Here is a 15,533-nt window from a genome sequence, read left to right on the forward strand (position 1 = left end):
TGATTTATATATTATTTTTATAGGAAACATGTTATTAATTATGCGTTTTTTATGCTTTGTTGAGCGTGTAATTTAGCTGTTACTCAAAATTCAAGAAAGCTATTAAAAAATAATTGGCAATCACAATAGGTCATTCAGAATAAAAAATTGAGTAAAAAATTACTGAATTACAACGGAAATTGTAAGTAATTTTGTCAATAATTTACTTGATTAAATTAATCAAGCACTTGGAAAAATAATAAAGTGTTTGTATGATGCCATGTGAATAGCTTAAGAATAAAACTGGGGTAATAAAAAGCCTATCTCAGGATGGCCTATTACGGGCTTGAGCTTGAACAACAATTGTTATCTCTGGAGGATAAATCCATGAAAATGAGTCGTATTGCTTTAGCTATGCTTGTAGCTGCACCTTTTGCTGCTGCAAATGCAGGCGTAACTGTTACTCCGTTGATGTTAGGTTATACATTCCAAGACACTCAGCACAACAATGGCGGTAACGATGGTGAGTTAACAACTTCTGGTCAAATGGAAGATGATTTATTTGTAGGTGCTGCTATTGGTGTAGAACTTACTCCTTGGTTAGGTTTTGAAGCTGAATATAGCCAAGTAAAAGGCGATATGACAGGTCTACCTGGTGCTGAATACAAAGGTCAGAATATTGCAGGTAACTTCTATGCAACTTCTGATGTATTCACTGGCAACTATGACAGCAAAGTAAAGCCATACATGCTTTTAGGTGCGGGTCACTACAAATATGAATTTGATGGTGCTGATGAAGTTCAATTAGGTCGTGTTGGTCGTGGTTTTGAAGAAGAAGGTACGCTAGGTAACGCGGGTATCGGTGCATTCTGGCACATCAACGATGCATTGGCACTACGTACTGAAGCTCGTGGTACTTACCACTTTGACGAAAAATTCTGGAACTATACAGCACTTGCTGGCCTTAACGTAGTTCTAGGTGGCCGTCTGAAGCCAGCTGCTCCAGTAGTAGAAGTTGCTCCAGTTGAGCCTGTAACTCCGGTTGCTCCAGCTCCACAAGAGTTGACTGAAGACCTGAACATGGAACTTCGTGTGTTCTTTGATACCAACAAATCAAACATCAAAGATCAATACAAACCAGAAATCGCGAAAGTTGCTGAGAAGCTAGTTGAATATCCAAACGCTACTGCTCGCATCGAAGGTCACACTGACAACACTGGTCCACGTGCACTAAACGAACGTTTATCTCTGGCTCGTGCTAACTCTGTTAAATCTTCACTTGTGAATGAATACAACGTAGATGCATCTCGTTTGTCTACTCAAGGTTTTGCTTGGGATCAACCGATTGCTGACAACAACACTAAAGAAGGTCGTGCTATGAACCGTCGTGTATTCGCGACGATCACTGGTAGCCGTACTGTACTAGTTGAAGGTCAACAACAAGCTCAATAATTAATTATTGAATTGTTAAAAAAGTGGCTCCTATGAGCCGCTTTTTTTATATCTGAATTTTGACTACACTACCTAGGCACTGAAAATGTAGTTGAGTAAAAGCGTGAGTATAGAAATTCCGGAAGATTTACAAAATCTGGAAGCCAATAGCGGAATTTTCTCGATCTGGATGATTTTCCATCATTATGGAATTGACCTGCATATTCCGGACTTGGTTCAGCTCTGTCGTCACAATCCGGAAATGGGAACTTCAACTATTGCCCTTGCAGTGGCTTTGCAGACGCTGGGACTGGATGTTGCTTTTTTTAGCGAATATGATGCAGATAAACAGCCAGTCGAGCTTGATTTTTATCAACAAGCACAGACACTTAAAATACCTGTTGAAGAGCGTGTGATCTCTTATACAGAAGTCCAGCAGCAGGTGGAAGCAGGCCGTTTCGTGATTGTTTTCTACGATACCTTAGAAGGGGTCGGTAATCATTCACTGATCTATGCAATAGATGAACATGAGATCAGTTTCTTTGACAGTTTTGATGCGATGCCGGCAGATGTATTCGAGCAGCAGCGTCAGGCAGAGGGGATCTGTCAGCAAGTGATTGTGATCGATGACCGTAATTTTGTCATGCGGCATAACTAATCTAAGAAATTAAAAATCAGCCCGTAGGCTGATTTTTTAATTTATGATGGTTTATTCCTGATCAAGTTTCATGGGTTGTACATCCATCTCTTGATAAGACACCAGTTTGGATTTTTTCTTCCATTTGTATCCGAACCAGATTGCCAAGAACAATGGAATACTGATATAGGTCGAGAGAACCCCCATCCATTGACCTGCCAGAACATCCTGATAGTTTTGACCAAGGACGACAATCGCACAGAGAATAAAAGCAAACCAAGGAGCAAAGGGGAAGAACTTGGCGCGATAAGCCAGATCTTCCAGTTTGTAGCCTTGAGCCAAGTAACCTTTGCGGAAGCGATAGTGTGAAATCGCAATCCCGAGCCAGACAATAAAGCCGCACATGCCCGACATATTGAGTAGCCAGTTAAAGACTTCCTGTTCACCGAAGAAGGTGGTCAGGAAACACAGTGCTGCGATCGCAGTGGTGGCATACAGGGCATTCATCGGTACACCACGTGGATCCAGACGGCCAAACAGTTTTGGCGCACTACCTTTACGTGCCATATCAAATAGCATGCGTGTAGATGAATACATGCCTGAGTTACCCGCAGACAGAATGGCTGTCAAAATCACCGCATTCATAATGCTCGCAGCAAAGGCAAAGCCGGCCTTTTCATAGAGCAGGGTAAAAGGAGAAAGCGCAATATTGTCGGTCGCAGCCGCCTGTAATAAGCGTGGGTCATTGTAGGCAATTAATGTGCCGATAATGAAAATACACACGATATAAAATAACAGGATACGCCAGAAAATCTGCTTGATTGCCACCGGAATGGTTTTCTTTGGATCTTTCGATTCGCCCGCAGCCACCCCGACCATTTCGGTTCCCTGAAAGGAGAATCCGGCAATCATCGCCACGCCAATTAAGGCTTGGAAACCACCGACAAAAGGTGCGTCACCAATACTCCAGTTGGCAAATGCTTCTGCGCCTGGGGTCAGCATAATCTTCACGATCATCCAGATACCGATAATGATAAAGGCAATAATCGCGACAACTTTCACCAGAGAGAAGAAGAATTCAGATTCACCAAAGCCTTTAACTGTCAGGGCATTAATCCCAAAAATAATGGCCAGGAAAATTGCACTCCAATAAACACCAGGAATATCGGGAAACCAGAATTTCATGATGAACTGAACGGCAACCAGCTCAAAAGCTACGGTAATGGCCCAGTTGTACCAGTAGTTCCAGCCCAAGGCGAAACCAAAACCGCCCTCGACATATTTAGTGCCATAAGTGAAAAATGCACCCGAGGTGGGATTATGCGTGGCGAGTTCGCCCAAACTGGTCATCAAGAAATAAATCATGACACCAATCAGTGCATAAGCAAGTAGTGCTCCGCCTGGCCCGGCATTGGCAATGGTCGCACCCGAGGCCAGGAATAGACCTGTACCGATGGATCCGCCAATGGCGATCATATTCAGATGACGAGCACCCAGCTTACGCTGCAGCTGCATCGTATTTTGCGTTTCGCTCATCATGATTCCTTAACATTTTTTTGTGTGCTAGCGAACAGCACTTTAAAGCCTTGTTGATCCGCTTTCACTGTGCAGCGACCAAAGTTTTGTTCAATCAGGGTCGGGTAGTTTAAGAAACGGTTGGCCACGATCCAAAGCTCGCCACCTGATTTTAAATGACGACGCGAAGTTTTACACAAGGTTTCGCTGGCCGTGTAATCGGTCTCGATTCCCATATGAAAAGGCGGATTACTGACAATGGCATGCAAGAACAAGGGTGCATCAGCAATGCCAGTGACCGCTTTAATTTCGATCTGTTCAGGGCTAAGCTGGTTTTCATCAAAGGTCATTTGGGTGGAGGCCAGCGCAAAGGCATCCACATCCATGGCAAAAATCCGGTTTTTCGGATTCAACTTTGCCAGATACGCACTAATTACACCTGCGCCACAACCAAAGTCAGCGATTTTACCCGAGGTGACTTGTGATAAATAAGGTAATAAGGTGGCAGTCCCAATATCTAAACGGTTTTGACTAAACACGCCTGGCAGGGCACAAATATTCAGGTCACCATTCGGGGTCGAGACGCTATAACGCTGTGCCCAGTCAGCAAGTGATTTTTTCTCGACCGTGTGGTCTAGAACCAGTTGCCAAAGCTGGCAATGACGTGCGCTATCCAGTTTGAGGGTTTTACCATAAGGCTGCAACTGTTTGGCTGCACGCTCTATCCCGCCTTTCTTTTCACCGACCAGGAAAATACTGCTGCCCGGTTTAAGTTGTGCTGCCACATTATGCAGTAAATAATTGAGCAGTTCTTTAGACTTGGGTACAAAAATAACCGCCTGATCAAACTCAGCTTCAGGCATCTCTGCGCCAAAGTGGACATCTGCTTGTTGCGACTGGAAATATTGAAAATCATTAAAATTCCATGTCCAGACAGCGGGATTGATAGAGGCATCGAATTCAGCGAGTAGATCATCTGTCGGTGCATTAATGAGTAAGATGCGACCCGACAAAAAATCATATTGTCTTAATAAAACTTCGCTTTTAGGATCCATAGGTATCTCTCCAATATAAAGAACACTGCCTAAGTCTGACCTAGACAGTGTTCTTTGGACATGAAATTACTTCTTTGTTTCAGGAAGTACAACATTCAGAATAAGGGCAGCAATACCGCCAGTGGCAACGCCTGAGCTAAAGATATTACGGAATAACTCAGGAAGATGCTCAAGAATTTGTGGAACTTGTGCAACACCTAAACCCAGTGCCAGTGAAATCGCAATAATCAGCAGGGCACGGCGGTCCAGATGTACGCCAGACAGAATATTAATGCCGGAAGCTGCTACTGCACCAAACATCACCATCACTGCACCACCCAGTACCGCTTGCGGAACCGCCTGGATAATCCCGGCAACCGCAGGCAGCAAACCCAGAATGATCAGTAAAGCAGCAATCCAGATGCCGACATAACGGCTCGCTACACCCGTCAACTGAATCACACCGTTATTTTGTGCAAATACCGAACTTGGGAAGGTGTTAAAAATACCGGCAAGGAATGAATTGGCGCCATTGACCAGTACACCGCCTTTAATGCGCTGCATCCATTTTGGCCCATCGACTGGCTGGTTAGAAAGCTTTGAGGTCGCCGTGATATCGCCAATCGCTTCTAAAGAGGTCACCAGATAAATGAATGCCATCGGAATAAACAGGCTCCAGGAGAAGCTTAAACCGAAATGCATTGGAGTTGGAATCTGTACCAGTGGGGCATCTTTTAAGCCGGAAAAATCCAGATGGCCCATAAAGCCGGCCAGAATATAACCACAAACCAGGGCAATCAAAATGGCAGAACTTTTTACCCAGGTAATCCGGATACGGTTCAGGATAATGATCAGCGCCAAGACTGTGCAGGACATGATTAGGTTGTCTGCATTGGCAAAAGTTTTATCGCTCATGGCCTGATAACCACCGCCCATACTGATTAGACCTTCTTTAATTAAGGTTAAACCAATCAGAAGGACGACAATCCCGGTCACCAAAGGGGTAATCAGTTTTTTTATCCAAGGCAGAATCTGGGACACGCCCATTTCAATAAATGCACCTGCAATCACCACACCAAAAATTGCTGCCATGACTGACTCAACTGGCGTACCGGCAGCAACCATGGCTGAACCAATACCAATAATTGGGCCGATAAAGTTAAAGCTGGTTCCCTGAACAATCAACAGACCGGCACCAAAAGGTCCGACTTTTTTAGACTGTAAAAAAGTCGCGATACCCGAGATCACCAGGGACATGGACAAAATCATGTTGGTATCTTCTTTGGATACCCCAAGTGCCAGACAAATTAGCAAGCCAGGGGTCACGATCGGGACAATAATTGCCAATAAATGTTGGAATGCAGCTAAAAAAGCAATAAATGGTTTTGGACGATCATCCAGACCATATACCAGGTCGAGTTGATCTTTAGGAGGAGGAGATTGATTAAAATCAGACATGTGTCAATGCAAATTAAGGCAGGGTGGCGCTATTCTAATCGAGTTACACGCCTTTACAAAATCAAAAAAAGCCCATCTCCTTAAAAAAAGTTGAGGAGTGTGGTAACAGTGACTATAAAAGTTTTGTATTTTTCTGTATAATTTGCCCTCAAATTACATACGCATTGAATTTACATGTCAGATATTAAAACTCTCCGTAACATCGCCATTATTGCGCACGTCGATCATGGTAAAACCACTCTTGTAGACAAACTTTTGCAACAATCAGGTGCTCTCGGTGATCGCGCGGGTGAGATTGAGCGTGTCATGGATTCTGGCGCTATCGAAAGTGAACGTGGTATTACCATTCTTGCAAAAAACACTGCAATTAAATGGACGGATGCACGTACCAATACTGAATACCGTATTAACATCGTGGACACCCCGGGACACGCCGACTTCGGTGGTGAAGTTGAACGTGTAATGTCGATGGTTGACTGCGTGCTTCTTCTTGTCGATTCACAAGAAGGCCCGATGCCACAAACACGTTTTGTAACGCAAAAAGCGTTCGCACGTGGTTTGAAGCCAATCGTAATTATTAACAAAGTTGATAAGCCAAGCGCACGTCCAGACTGGGTGATTGACCAGGTATTCGATTTGTTCGATAACTTAGGTGGTTCTGACGAACAGTTAGACTTCCCGGTCGTTTATGCATCTGGTCTTCGTGGTGTGGCGGGTCCTTCTCCAGAAGAACTTGCTGACGACATGACGCCATTGTTCCAAACAATTGTAGACATCGTTGAACCGCCAGCAGTTGACGTTGATGGTCCATTCCAAATGCAAGTGTCTTCACTTGACTATAACAGCTTCGTAGGCGTTATCGGTGTTGGTCGTATTCAACGTGGTTCAGTTAAATTGAACACGCAAGTGACTGTAATCGATAAAGAAGGCAAAACACGTAACGGTCGTATCTTAAAAATCATGGGTTATCATGGTTTAGACCGTGTGGACATCGAAGAAGCCAATGCAGGTGATATCGTTTGCGTAACGGGTATCGATGCATTGAACATTTCTGACACGATTTGTGATCCGAAAGCTGTTGAAGCGCTTCCACCGCTTTCTGTAGATGAACCTACAGTCACAATGACATTCCAGGTAAACAACTCACCGTTTGCTGGTAAAGAAGGTAAATTCGTAACTTCACGTAACATTCGTGAGCGTCTAGATCGCGAATTGATCCACAACGTCGCATTACGTGTTGAAGACACTGACAGTCCTGACCGTTTCAAAGTATCTGGCCGTGGTGAACTTCACCTTTCAGTTTTAATTGAGAACATGCGCCGTGAAGGCTTCGAGATGGGTGTATCTCGTCCGCAAGTCATCTTGAAAGAAATTGACGGTCAAATGCAAGAACCGTACGAAAACGTGACGTTTGACGTTGAAGAACAGCACCAAGGTTCTGTAATGGAGCAAATGGGCAGCCGTAAAGGCGAGATGACCAATATGGAAGTTGACGGTAAAGGCCGTATCCGTATTGAAGCAACTGTTCCTTCACGTGGCTTGATCGGTTTCCGTTCTGAATTCATGACGATGACTTCAGGTACGGGTATCATGACATCAAGCTTCTCGCATTATGGTCCAATGAAACAAGGCCAAGTTGCGAAACGTCAAAACGGTGTGTTGATCTCTATGGTTCAAGGTACTTGCCTGGGCTATGCATTGTTCACATTACAAGACCGTGGTCGTCTATTCGCTAAGCCTCAGTTAGAAGTTTACGAAGGTATGATTATTGGTATTAACTCACGTTCTGACGACATGACTGTGAACCCGACTAAGGCAAAACAGTTAACCAACGTACGTGCATCTGGTACTGATGAAGCATTAACACTTGTTCCTGCAGTTGAATATACGCTTGAACAAGCGCTTGAATTCATTGAAGATGACGAACTAGTTGAAGTAACACCGAAGTCAATCCGTATCCGTAAGCGTTATTTGACTGAAAACGAACGTAAACGTAACCGTTCAGGTAAATAATCTGTAAATTATTGATCTAAGATTCCTAAAGCCGCAATCTTTTCAAAGGTTGCGGTTTTTTGTATTAAAATTTTAACTAGAACCATAAAACTTATAAAAAACATCACCTTATATGAAAATGAAATCACTTATAATTAATGTATAATTCATCACAAACTTTAAAATGAATTATTGGAGAAAAAATGAGTATTATTCAAGAATTTAAAGAGTTTGCTGTCAAAGGCAATGTGATGGACCTCGCGGTCGGTGTCATTATTGGTGGAGCATTTGGTAAAATTATTGATTCTTTTGTAAAAGATATCATCATGCCAATCGTTAGCTGGATTTTAGGTGGGGATGTTGACTATTCTAACTGGTTCCTGGTACTGGGTGATAATCCTAATAATGTCACTTCTTTGGCAAATGCACAGGCTGAAGGCCTGAATGTATTTGCTTATGGTAACTTCCTAACGATTCTGATTAATTTCCTGTTGTTGGCATGGGTGGTATTCTTACTTGTGAAAATGATGAATAAACTTCGTCGTAAACAGGCAGAAGAAGCACCTGCACCTGAAGCCACCCCTGAAGATATCGAATTACTGCGTGAAATTCGTGATGAATTGAAAAAACGTCCTGAAGCATAAGCGTTCTGACACAAATAAAAAAACGGCGCCTCTTGCGCCGTTTTTTTAATCCGCCTAAATCCCCCCTTTTGTTAAAGGGAGGTGGGGAGAGATTTATAAGATTAAAAATCCATTCGGAACTTAATTTCTACCAAATGAAAACCAAACTGGCTTTTGACCGGACCATGTAAGACCCGTTCAGCAGCCGTAAACACCAGCTTATCAATGACAGGCACCAGTTGGCCTTTTTTCACTTCGCCCAGTTCTCCGCCACGCTTGGCAGAATTACAGGTTGAATATTGTCTGGCGATTTTATTAAAGTCAGCGCCACTCAAAATCTTCTTTTTAAGCTGCTCGGCAGTTTCTTTATCTTTAACCAGAATATGACGCACAATGGCTGTTTTCATGACTTTTTCCCTTGTACAGTTGCCAGTTTTTTGACAGGGAGTTGCATCTTTTTCAAAGGCTGACATTCTGGACAGAACACAGAAGCACGTTGTCCCAGTTTAATATTTTCAAGCGTGGTCTCACAGTTCACGCACATTTCCCCGGCACGACCATAGGCCAGCAGCGTTTGCTGAAAATAGCCATTTTCCCCCATGGCGTTGGTGTAATCCCGTAATGTCGACCCGCCTAAATCAATGGCCTGTTTTAATATGCGCTTGATTTCCAGCACTAATTTTTCGATCTGTGCCAAGCTTAAAGTCGAGGCGGGTTGTGCTGGATGAATGCCCATATTGAACAGACTTTCGGTTGCATAAATATTGCCGACACCTACCACCACATGGTTATCCATAATCGCAACTTTGGTGCCAACATTTTTATTTTTCAATTTTTCAAATAAATACTGAGAATTAAAATTTTCACTCAGGGGTTCTGGTCCCAGCGTATCAATCAGTTTGCTTTGTGACTGCGCATCCAGCCATAAAATACAGCCAAAACGACGCGGATCATGATAACGCAGTTCAATATCATCAAACTGAATAATCAGATGATCATGTTTGCGTAATTCTTCAGTTGTTTCACACAAACGAAAGCTGCCAGACATGCCTAAATGCCAGAGCATGGTGTCGTGCTCAAACTCAGCCAGAATATATTTGGAACGGCGCGACAGGTTGAGTAATTTCTGCCCGACCAGCTTTTGTATATTTTCGGGAATGGGCCAGCGCAAACTTGACTGACGGATTTCAACCCGTTTTACACGTTGTTCTAATAAGGGTAATAAACTGGTTTTGGTGGTTTCTACTTCTGGTAATTCAGGCATAACACATCAGAGGCGAGGGAGATGCAGCTAATATTGGGCGAATTTACGGAGATTACAAGTCTTAATGGGGATGCAACCATTAGAAAATGACTGGGGATTTCATGTTTATTGGAGGTGTAAGAGCTTAAAGAATAAGCTGTTTTTTTGCATGTTTAGACCAAAAATTAAAGAAATAAAAGGAATGCAAAAATAAATAAATCCTAAGTTTTTGAAAAACATATAAATAATTTAACTATTTTGAAATAAAATTATATTTTTTGTATTAAGGCATAACTAAAAGTTTAATCAATAATAAAAAAAATAATAAGAATTTATAGGAAAAGTTATGTAAATTCATGCACCTAATAGCAATTTTAAAAACCTTGCTTGTTTTTCTCTCCGAATGTTTAGGTTTTACATGAAATATTTAGGTTTCGCTTTATTGTCATTAATGGCTGCCATGACAACCGCGCAGGCAGAATCTGCATTTGATCCGCAAGGTCAATATTTACTGGGGGACTGGAATGGTCAACGTACAGAACTGGCTCAGCAAGGAATTAAATTTGAAGCCAATCTGCTAACTGATACAGCCTATCTTGCGGATGGTGGCCGGAATGCAGGCGCAGATCCATTAACTTCTGCCCAGTTATGGTTGGGAACTCAACTGGACCTGGAAAAACTGGCAGGATGGAACGGTGTCACGGTACGTGCTGCAATGAGTGCGCGCCAAGGCCAAAGTACGTCTATCCGTGATTTGCAAGATCCATCAGCGCCACAGATGGCCAATGCACAAGGTACGTTTGGGCGTGGCAATCAGGATAGCCGTCTGAGTGAACTTTCGATTGAAAAGAATTATAAAGAGCAAGGACTGAGTATTAAGGCTGGCCGTTTGGGTCTGGGCATGGACTTTAATGTGATGGCCTGTGACTTTGCCAGTACAGCATTTTGTGCTGCGCAGATGGGTAAATGGCAAGGCAATATCTGGATGAACACGCCAGTATCACAATGGGGTGCGCGTATAAAGCAGCAGCTAAACCCTGAACTTGCAGTACAAGTCGGTGTTTATGAGTTTAATCCGGACAATGGCAATGGTGCTAAAGAAGGTCAAGGCTGGAGTTTGGATACTAAGCATGCCGATGGCGTGACCATTCCAGCAGAAATTGTATGGACACCCAAATCACTCATCAATAACTTGCCGGGTAGCTACCGTGTGGGTGGGATGTACAATACTGCGGATGATCCAATCAATCAAAAAGATATTGTCACTGGCCAAGCTGAAGATCGTACCTTTGCAGGCTGGTTGGCCATCGAACAGCAATTAACTTCAACAGGTCAGGGGCGTCAGGGCCTGCATTCATTTGCCAATTTCACCTGGCATGACCGTGTAACCAATAAAGTCGATCATTCACAACAGCTTGGGGTGAAATATATTGGCCTGCTCGACAGTCAACCGAATGATATTTTGGGTCTGGCAGTTAACCGTGTGCACGTGAATAATCGCTTTGCAGATTCGCGTCCAGCATTCAATGCCGATGCAGAATACAATATCGAACTCAACTATAGCTATAATGCAACAAAGTGGCTGATGCTACGTCCAAACCTGCAATATGTAGTCAATCCAGGGGCAACCAACAACGTAGATAATGCACTGCTACTTGGTTTAACCAGCCGCATCATCTTCTAAAAAGTGATCGTTCAAGTTATAACTAAACAGGCTTTTTAAAGCCTGTTTTTTATTGCCCGATCATACTTCACATGAATAAAGAGGGATTGCCACGTGACATTATTATTTCAACCGCTAAAGTTTGGTTCATTATCACTCAGCAATAAAATTATTATTGCACCCATGTGTCAATATTCAGCCACAGATGAGGGTGAAATCACGTATTGGCATGAGCAGCAATGGGCGAATTATGCGCTCTCTGGTGCCGGACTCTGTATTGTCGAGGCGACTGCCGTACAACCAGAAGGTCGTATCAGTTATGCAGACCTGGGATTGTGGAATGATCAGCAAGCTGCCCAGATCAAAGCATTATTGGCCAAAGTTAAATCTATATCGCCAATGCCATTTGCTATTCAGCTTGCACATGCCGGACGTAAAGCCTCTACAGATAAACCATGGGCAGGTAGAGGCCAGTTTAAACCGGATGAGGCACATGGCTGGCAAACTGTTTCTGCCAGTGATCTTCCTTTTCAGACAGACGAACATCCTCCTAAAGCGCTGAATCAGGCAGAGATTGATCAGGTCATTGCAAACTTTGCAGAAAGTGCCAAACGCGCAGTTGATGCAGGCTTTGACCTGATTGAACTACATGCAGCACATGGTTATCTGTTACATCAGTTTATGTCGCCACTTTCCAATAAGCGTGAGGATAAATATGGCGGTTCACTGGAAAACCGGATTCGCCTGACGCTGGAAGTATTGCAAGCGATGAAGGCAGCAGTTCCGGAAGATTATCCAATCGGAGTGCGTATTTCAGCGAGTGACTGGATGGAGCATGAGGATAGCTGGAATATTGATTCTTCGGTTGAACTCTCTAAAGCCCTCGAAGCGATGGGCGCAGCTTATATTCATATTTCCAGTGCCGGTTTACATGTCAAACAGAACATTGATGTGAAACCGAACTATCAAGTACCTTTTGCAGATATCATCAAAAAAGCCGTCAATATTCCGGTAATTGCTGTAGGTTTAATTACCGAAGCAGAACAGGCAGAACATATTCTGCAAAAAGGGCAGGCCGATGCTATCGCTATTGCACGGGCGATTCTCTACGATCCACATTGGCCTTGGCATGCAGCTGCGGCACTTGAAGAAAAACTAAAGATTTCACCCCAATATCTTCGCAGTGCCCCGCATGGTCTAAACCATCTGTTTGAGCCTTTTTAACAATCTTTTCTAAGCAGGAAGGTCGTATAATAGTCACTCATTGCAAATGAGGACGCTGCATTATGATTTTTGCGGTCATTGTGCCCATTTTTTTATTGTTGGCACTGGGTTATCTGACTGTAAAAAGTCAAGTGTTAGACAAAGAGCAAGTGGGTACAGTCGGTGCTTTTGTCATTAAAGTGGCGTTGCCTCTGCTGTTTTTCCAGTCTCTCGCCTCTAAAGACCTGCATGAAATCTGGTATTTTGAATACTTTGCGGTGTATAGCAGCGTAACTTTACTGCTCTATGGTAGCGGTTTCTGGATGATGCGCCGTTATTTTCAGAATACGCATTCGCAGAGTGCAGTATTGTCACTGGGCGCCGCGATGTCGAATACCGGACTTATTGGTACGGCCGTGCTTAGTCTGTTAATCGGGCAGCAGGCCATGACTTATACTTCTTTGGTGGTCATCATTGAAAGTATGTTGCTGATTCCTTTGGTACTGGTCATGGCTGCGCTGGGAACACAGCATCAGGCAAATCTTGGCTCCATTTTTAAAAGTGTGGTGCTGACTTTAGTAACAAACCCCTTATTTATGGGGGTCGTACTGGGTATGGCCTGTGCGATTTTCCAGATTAAAATTCCGCTCTATATCGATCAGGTTTTTGCCTTGATCGGACAGACAGCATCGCCATTGGCCTTGTTTGCAATTGGTGGCGGTATTGTGGGAATGAGCCTGAAATACGTTAATCTGCAAAGTTTCTATCTGGTGTTTTCTAACAACATTATGATGCCGCTGCTGATGTATCTTGGCCTCAGTCAATTGACCAGTTTAAGTCAGGAAATGGTTCATGCGGGTACTTTGATTGCTGCCTTACCGATGCCAACGATCTTCGGTATGTTGGGACAGGCCTATGGTTTAAATGATCGAGCCTTAACACCATTGCTAATGAGCACCATTGCTGGTTTTATCGTGACCAGCGGCTTGATTGCCTTGTGGTGGGGATAGCTCATTCCAGGATTGATTCTCTCCTTATAAAAAGCCCCATATTGGCATTTTCTTTTTTAAATTCATGATTATATCTGATAGATGAAAAACTCATCCGCAACTGTTTGAGGCATGCGGTGTATTGCACCGCAAGATTAAAAATGATTGTTTTTGCGACAAATTTACCAGTGGATGCTGGCTGACGAGTTTTTGCGGTGAAAAGTGGAGCTTCGCAAGATGCTTTTCTTGCGAAGCTCCGCTTTTCATTGGGGCGAAACCAAATTAACTCTTTTTGGCAGGTATTTTTTTCTGCTCCGCCATCATTTTGTCTACTGCTGCCAAAGACTCTTTAGCCTGCGGAATATTTTGCTGTGCCAATGCAGCAAAGATTTTTTTCGCTTCAGGCAAGTTTTGCTGCACGATACTGCCATTGGCAAACATATTGCCGACAGCCATCAGGGCAGGGATATAGCCTTTTTTCGCCAGATCCTGAATACTGCTTAAACCTTGCTGAATCGGTTTTTCATCTTTGTTTTTAAAACCAGAGCTGATGTCATATAAGGCTTTGGCGTGAATCGCTTGCATATTACCTTTTGTGATTAATGGTTGCAGCTTTTGTAGTCCGATTTTATTTGAGGCAGGGGTATTTTCAGCAAATAACAGCACAGCCAGATCTACACTGGCATCATCAAAGTTGGCTGCTGAGGCACGTTCCAGATACTGTTTGGCTTTGCTTAAATCCTGCTTTAGTCCTAATGTACCCGCCGCATAATTTTTGCCCAGTACATAATTGGCCACAGGGTAACCTTTGCTGGCTGCCTGTTCATAAAGCTGGATGGCTTTTTTCTCGTCTTTGGCAGTGCCCTGGCCGGTCTGGGTTAAATAGCCTAAGTTATATATGGCTTGGGCATTTCCCTGACTAGCCAATTGATTTAAAGCGTCATAGGCGCCTTTGAAATTATTGGCTTTCACCATGGCTTCAATTTTTACAAACTGGGGGTCAGCCTGATCTTTTACAGTATTTGCCAGAGTGAATTGCGCAGAAACTGCAAGAACAGTAGCGAGTATTAACTTTTTCATGGTTCCTATAACCTTATTATTGCTGGCACCTAAGTCCTTGGTGCGGTTTTAATCATTTTCACTTACATCATAAAAGGATTTTGTGCTTTGTAAATATACAATTTGTCATTAGAGTTCTTTCATAAATCATTTTTTAATTATTATAAATGAAATTCTATCTTCTTGTCGGAGACTTGCGCAGCATGCTCCTCCTCCCGAAGGGAGAAGGAGCGTTCAACCTCTATTTAAATATGAATAAAATTATCATTTCTTGAGTTATGAAAGGGATTTAATCAAAATAAATCATCAAAGCAGGATATACCGATTTAACCAGATCACTGATCTGGATAACTTTCCTATCAATCATTCAGATATTGAAAGGATTACTTTGCTTAAAGGAACTTCTCTGGTTAAATCTCGGTTTAAATCAGCCTCCCAGGATTGAGCCATGTTTGTCAAAACGATTAAACGCCACTATGACAGAATTAACGTAGATGACACGATTGCGGATGAAGACAAGATTGACGCACTGCTGATGAAGCTCGGTGCAGAATTTTTGATTAGTCAGGAAGACCGGGTCTACACCTTTCAAAAAGGTGAATTAACCACAAAATTTGATGCCAAACATGCTCGTGCTTATCACTTCAAAGATTATGTGGTGAAAGATATGAATAAGCTGTTTCATGGTTTCTAAAACAAAAAAAGCC

The 15,533-nt window shown here is 43.0% G+C and carries 14 protein-coding genes; 8 read left to right on the top strand and 6 right to left on the bottom strand.

The window, feature by feature from the left end; translation table 11 throughout:
* The first annotated feature begins 366 nt into the window (after nt 1-366).
* Together omp38 and FTV29_RS12480 are read left to right on the top strand one after the other, a co-directional pair.
* Nucleotides 367-1,431, top strand: coding sequence for an outer membrane protein Omp38 (gene omp38 / locus FTV29_RS12475; protein ID WP_159138651.1), 1,065 nt, complete (start codon nt 367-369; stop codon nt 1,429-1,431).
* Between the two features lie 103 nt (nt 1,432-1,534).
* On the top strand, nt 1,535-2,068 hold the full coding sequence (locus FTV29_RS12480) for a peptidase C39 (RefSeq protein WP_159138652.1): 534 nt from the start codon (nt 1,535-1,537) through the stop codon (nt 2,066-2,068).
* Nucleotides 2,069-2,119: 51 nt separating this feature from the next.
* Here the strand turns inward: FTV29_RS12480 and FTV29_RS12485 are convergent, their stop codons facing one another.
* The 3 genes from FTV29_RS12485 to FTV29_RS12495 all read right to left on the bottom strand — a co-directional run bounded on the left by FTV29_RS12485 (nt 2,120) and on the right by FTV29_RS12495 (nt 6,054).
* Nucleotides 2,120-3,583: an amino acid permease gene (locus tag FTV29_RS12485; protein ID WP_005097999.1), complete on the bottom strand. Its 1,464-nt coding sequence runs from the start codon at nt 3,581-3,583 to the stop codon at nt 2,120-2,122.
* Nucleotides 3,583-4,617, bottom strand: coding sequence for a methyltransferase (locus tag FTV29_RS12490; RefSeq protein WP_074383488.1), 1,035 nt, complete (start codon nt 4,615-4,617; stop codon nt 3,583-3,585). Before FTV29_RS12490 ends, FTV29_RS12485 begins: the two co-directional genes overlap by 1 nt.
* 66 nt (nt 4,618-4,683) lie before the next feature.
* Nucleotides 4,684-6,054: a uracil-xanthine permease family protein gene (locus tag FTV29_RS12495; protein WP_005097996.1), complete on the bottom strand. Its 1,371-nt coding sequence runs from the start codon at nt 6,052-6,054 to the stop codon at nt 4,684-4,686.
* Between the two features lie 174 nt (nt 6,055-6,228).
* Here FTV29_RS12495 and typA point away from each other — a divergent pair, with 174 nt between their 5' ends.
* Together typA and mscL are read left to right on the top strand one after the other, a co-directional pair.
* Nucleotides 6,229-8,067 carry a translational GTPase TypA gene (gene typA, locus FTV29_RS12500; protein ID WP_005097994.1) on the top strand — a complete coding sequence of 613 codons (1,839 nt, stop codon included), beginning with the start codon at nt 6,229-6,231 and terminating at the stop codon, nt 8,065-8,067.
* A gap of 182 nt (nt 8,068-8,249) precedes the next feature.
* Nucleotides 8,250-8,690 (top strand): large conductance mechanosensitive channel protein MscL, encoded by a 441-nt coding sequence (mscL, locus tag FTV29_RS12505; RefSeq protein WP_005097993.1) that lies wholly within the window; start codon nt 8,250-8,252, stop codon nt 8,688-8,690.
* 101 nt (nt 8,691-8,791) lie between these two features.
* Here the strand turns inward: mscL and FTV29_RS12510 are convergent, their stop codons facing one another.
* Nucleotides 8,792-9,076, bottom strand: a complete 285-nt coding sequence (locus tag FTV29_RS12510; RefSeq protein WP_005097992.1) for a peptidylprolyl isomerase — start codon at nt 9,074-9,076, stop codon at nt 8,792-8,794.
* Nucleotides 9,073-9,933, bottom strand: coding sequence for a bifunctional DNA-formamidopyrimidine glycosylase/DNA-(apurinic or apyrimidinic site) lyase (gene mutM, locus FTV29_RS12515; protein WP_159138654.1), 861 nt, complete (start codon nt 9,931-9,933; stop codon nt 9,073-9,075). Before mutM ends, FTV29_RS12510 begins: the two co-directional genes overlap by 4 nt.
* A gap of 397 nt (nt 9,934-10,330) precedes the next feature.
* On the opposite strand from mutM, the gene FTV29_RS12520 reads away from it, so the two are divergent.
* From FTV29_RS12520 to FTV29_RS12530, 3 genes are all read left to right on the top strand, one after another.
* Entirely contained in the window at nt 10,331-11,596 is a 1,266-nt protein-coding gene (locus FTV29_RS12520; RefSeq protein ID WP_180075564.1) for a carbohydrate porin, read from the top strand.
* A 93-nt stretch (nt 11,597-11,689) separates the two neighbouring features.
* On the top strand, nt 11,690-12,799 hold the full coding sequence (locus FTV29_RS12525; protein WP_180075565.1) for an NADH:flavin oxidoreductase/NADH oxidase: 1,110 nt from the start codon (nt 11,690-11,692) through the stop codon (nt 12,797-12,799).
* Nucleotides 12,800-12,861: 62 nt separating this feature from the next.
* A complete protein-coding gene (locus FTV29_RS12530) occupies nt 12,862-13,788 on the top strand; it encodes an AEC family transporter (RefSeq protein WP_005097988.1) in 927 nt (308 codons plus the stop codon).
* 261 nt (nt 13,789-14,049) lie between these two features.
* On the opposite strand, the gene FTV29_RS12535 is transcribed toward FTV29_RS12530, so the two are convergent.
* On the bottom strand, nt 14,050-14,847 hold the full coding sequence (locus tag FTV29_RS12535; RefSeq protein WP_005097985.1) for a tetratricopeptide repeat protein: 798 nt from the start codon (nt 14,845-14,847) through the stop codon (nt 14,050-14,052).
* A gap of 427 nt (nt 14,848-15,274) precedes the next feature.
* Between FTV29_RS12535 and FTV29_RS12540 the strand changes: the two genes are divergently transcribed.
* Entirely contained in the window at nt 15,275-15,520 is a 246-nt protein-coding gene (locus FTV29_RS12540; RefSeq protein ID WP_074383483.1) for a hypothetical protein, read from the top strand.
* Nucleotides 15,521-15,533: the final 13 nt, after the last annotated feature.

Source organism: Acinetobacter sp. YH12254 (assembly GCF_013417415.1).
Lineage (GTDB): Bacteria > Pseudomonadota > Gammaproteobacteria > Pseudomonadales > Moraxellaceae > Acinetobacter > Acinetobacter pseudolwoffii.

Excerpts from the sequence above, each read along its gene's own strand:
- omp38 (WP_159138651.1), top strand. The coding sequence starts at position 367 with ATGAAAATGAGTCGTATTGCTTTAGCTATGCTTGTAGCTGCACCTTTT.
- FTV29_RS12485 (WP_005097999.1), bottom strand. The coding sequence starts at position 3,583 with ATGAGCGAAACGCAAAATACGATGCAGCTGCAGCGTAAGCTGGGTGCT.
- FTV29_RS12490 (WP_074383488.1), bottom strand. The coding sequence starts at position 4,617 with ATGGATCCTAAAAGCGAAGTTTTATTAAGACAATATGATTTTTTGTCG.
- FTV29_RS12495 (WP_005097996.1), bottom strand. The coding sequence starts at position 6,054 with ATGTCTGATTTTAATCAATCTCCTCCTCCTAAAGATCAACTCGACCTG.
- typA (WP_005097994.1), top strand. The coding sequence starts at position 6,229 with ATGTCAGATATTAAAACTCTCCGTAACATCGCCATTATTGCGCACGTC.
- mscL (WP_005097993.1), top strand. The coding sequence starts at position 8,250 with ATGAGTATTATTCAAGAATTTAAAGAGTTTGCTGTCAAAGGCAATGTG.
- FTV29_RS12510 (WP_005097992.1), bottom strand. The coding sequence starts at position 9,076 with ATGAAAACAGCCATTGTGCGTCATATTCTGGTTAAAGATAAAGAAACT.
- mutM (WP_159138654.1), bottom strand. The coding sequence starts at position 9,933 with ATGCCTGAATTACCAGAAGTAGAAACCACCAAAACCAGTTTATTACCC.
- FTV29_RS12520 (WP_180075564.1), top strand. The coding sequence starts at position 10,331 with ATGAAATATTTAGGTTTCGCTTTATTGTCATTAATGGCTGCCATGACA.
- FTV29_RS12530 (WP_005097988.1), top strand. The coding sequence starts at position 12,862 with ATGATTTTTGCGGTCATTGTGCCCATTTTTTTATTGTTGGCACTGGGT.
- FTV29_RS12535 (WP_005097985.1), bottom strand. The coding sequence starts at position 14,847 with ATGAAAAAGTTAATACTCGCTACTGTTCTTGCAGTTTCTGCGCAATTC.
- FTV29_RS12540 (WP_074383483.1), top strand. The coding sequence starts at position 15,275 with ATGTTTGTCAAAACGATTAAACGCCACTATGACAGAATTAACGTAGAT.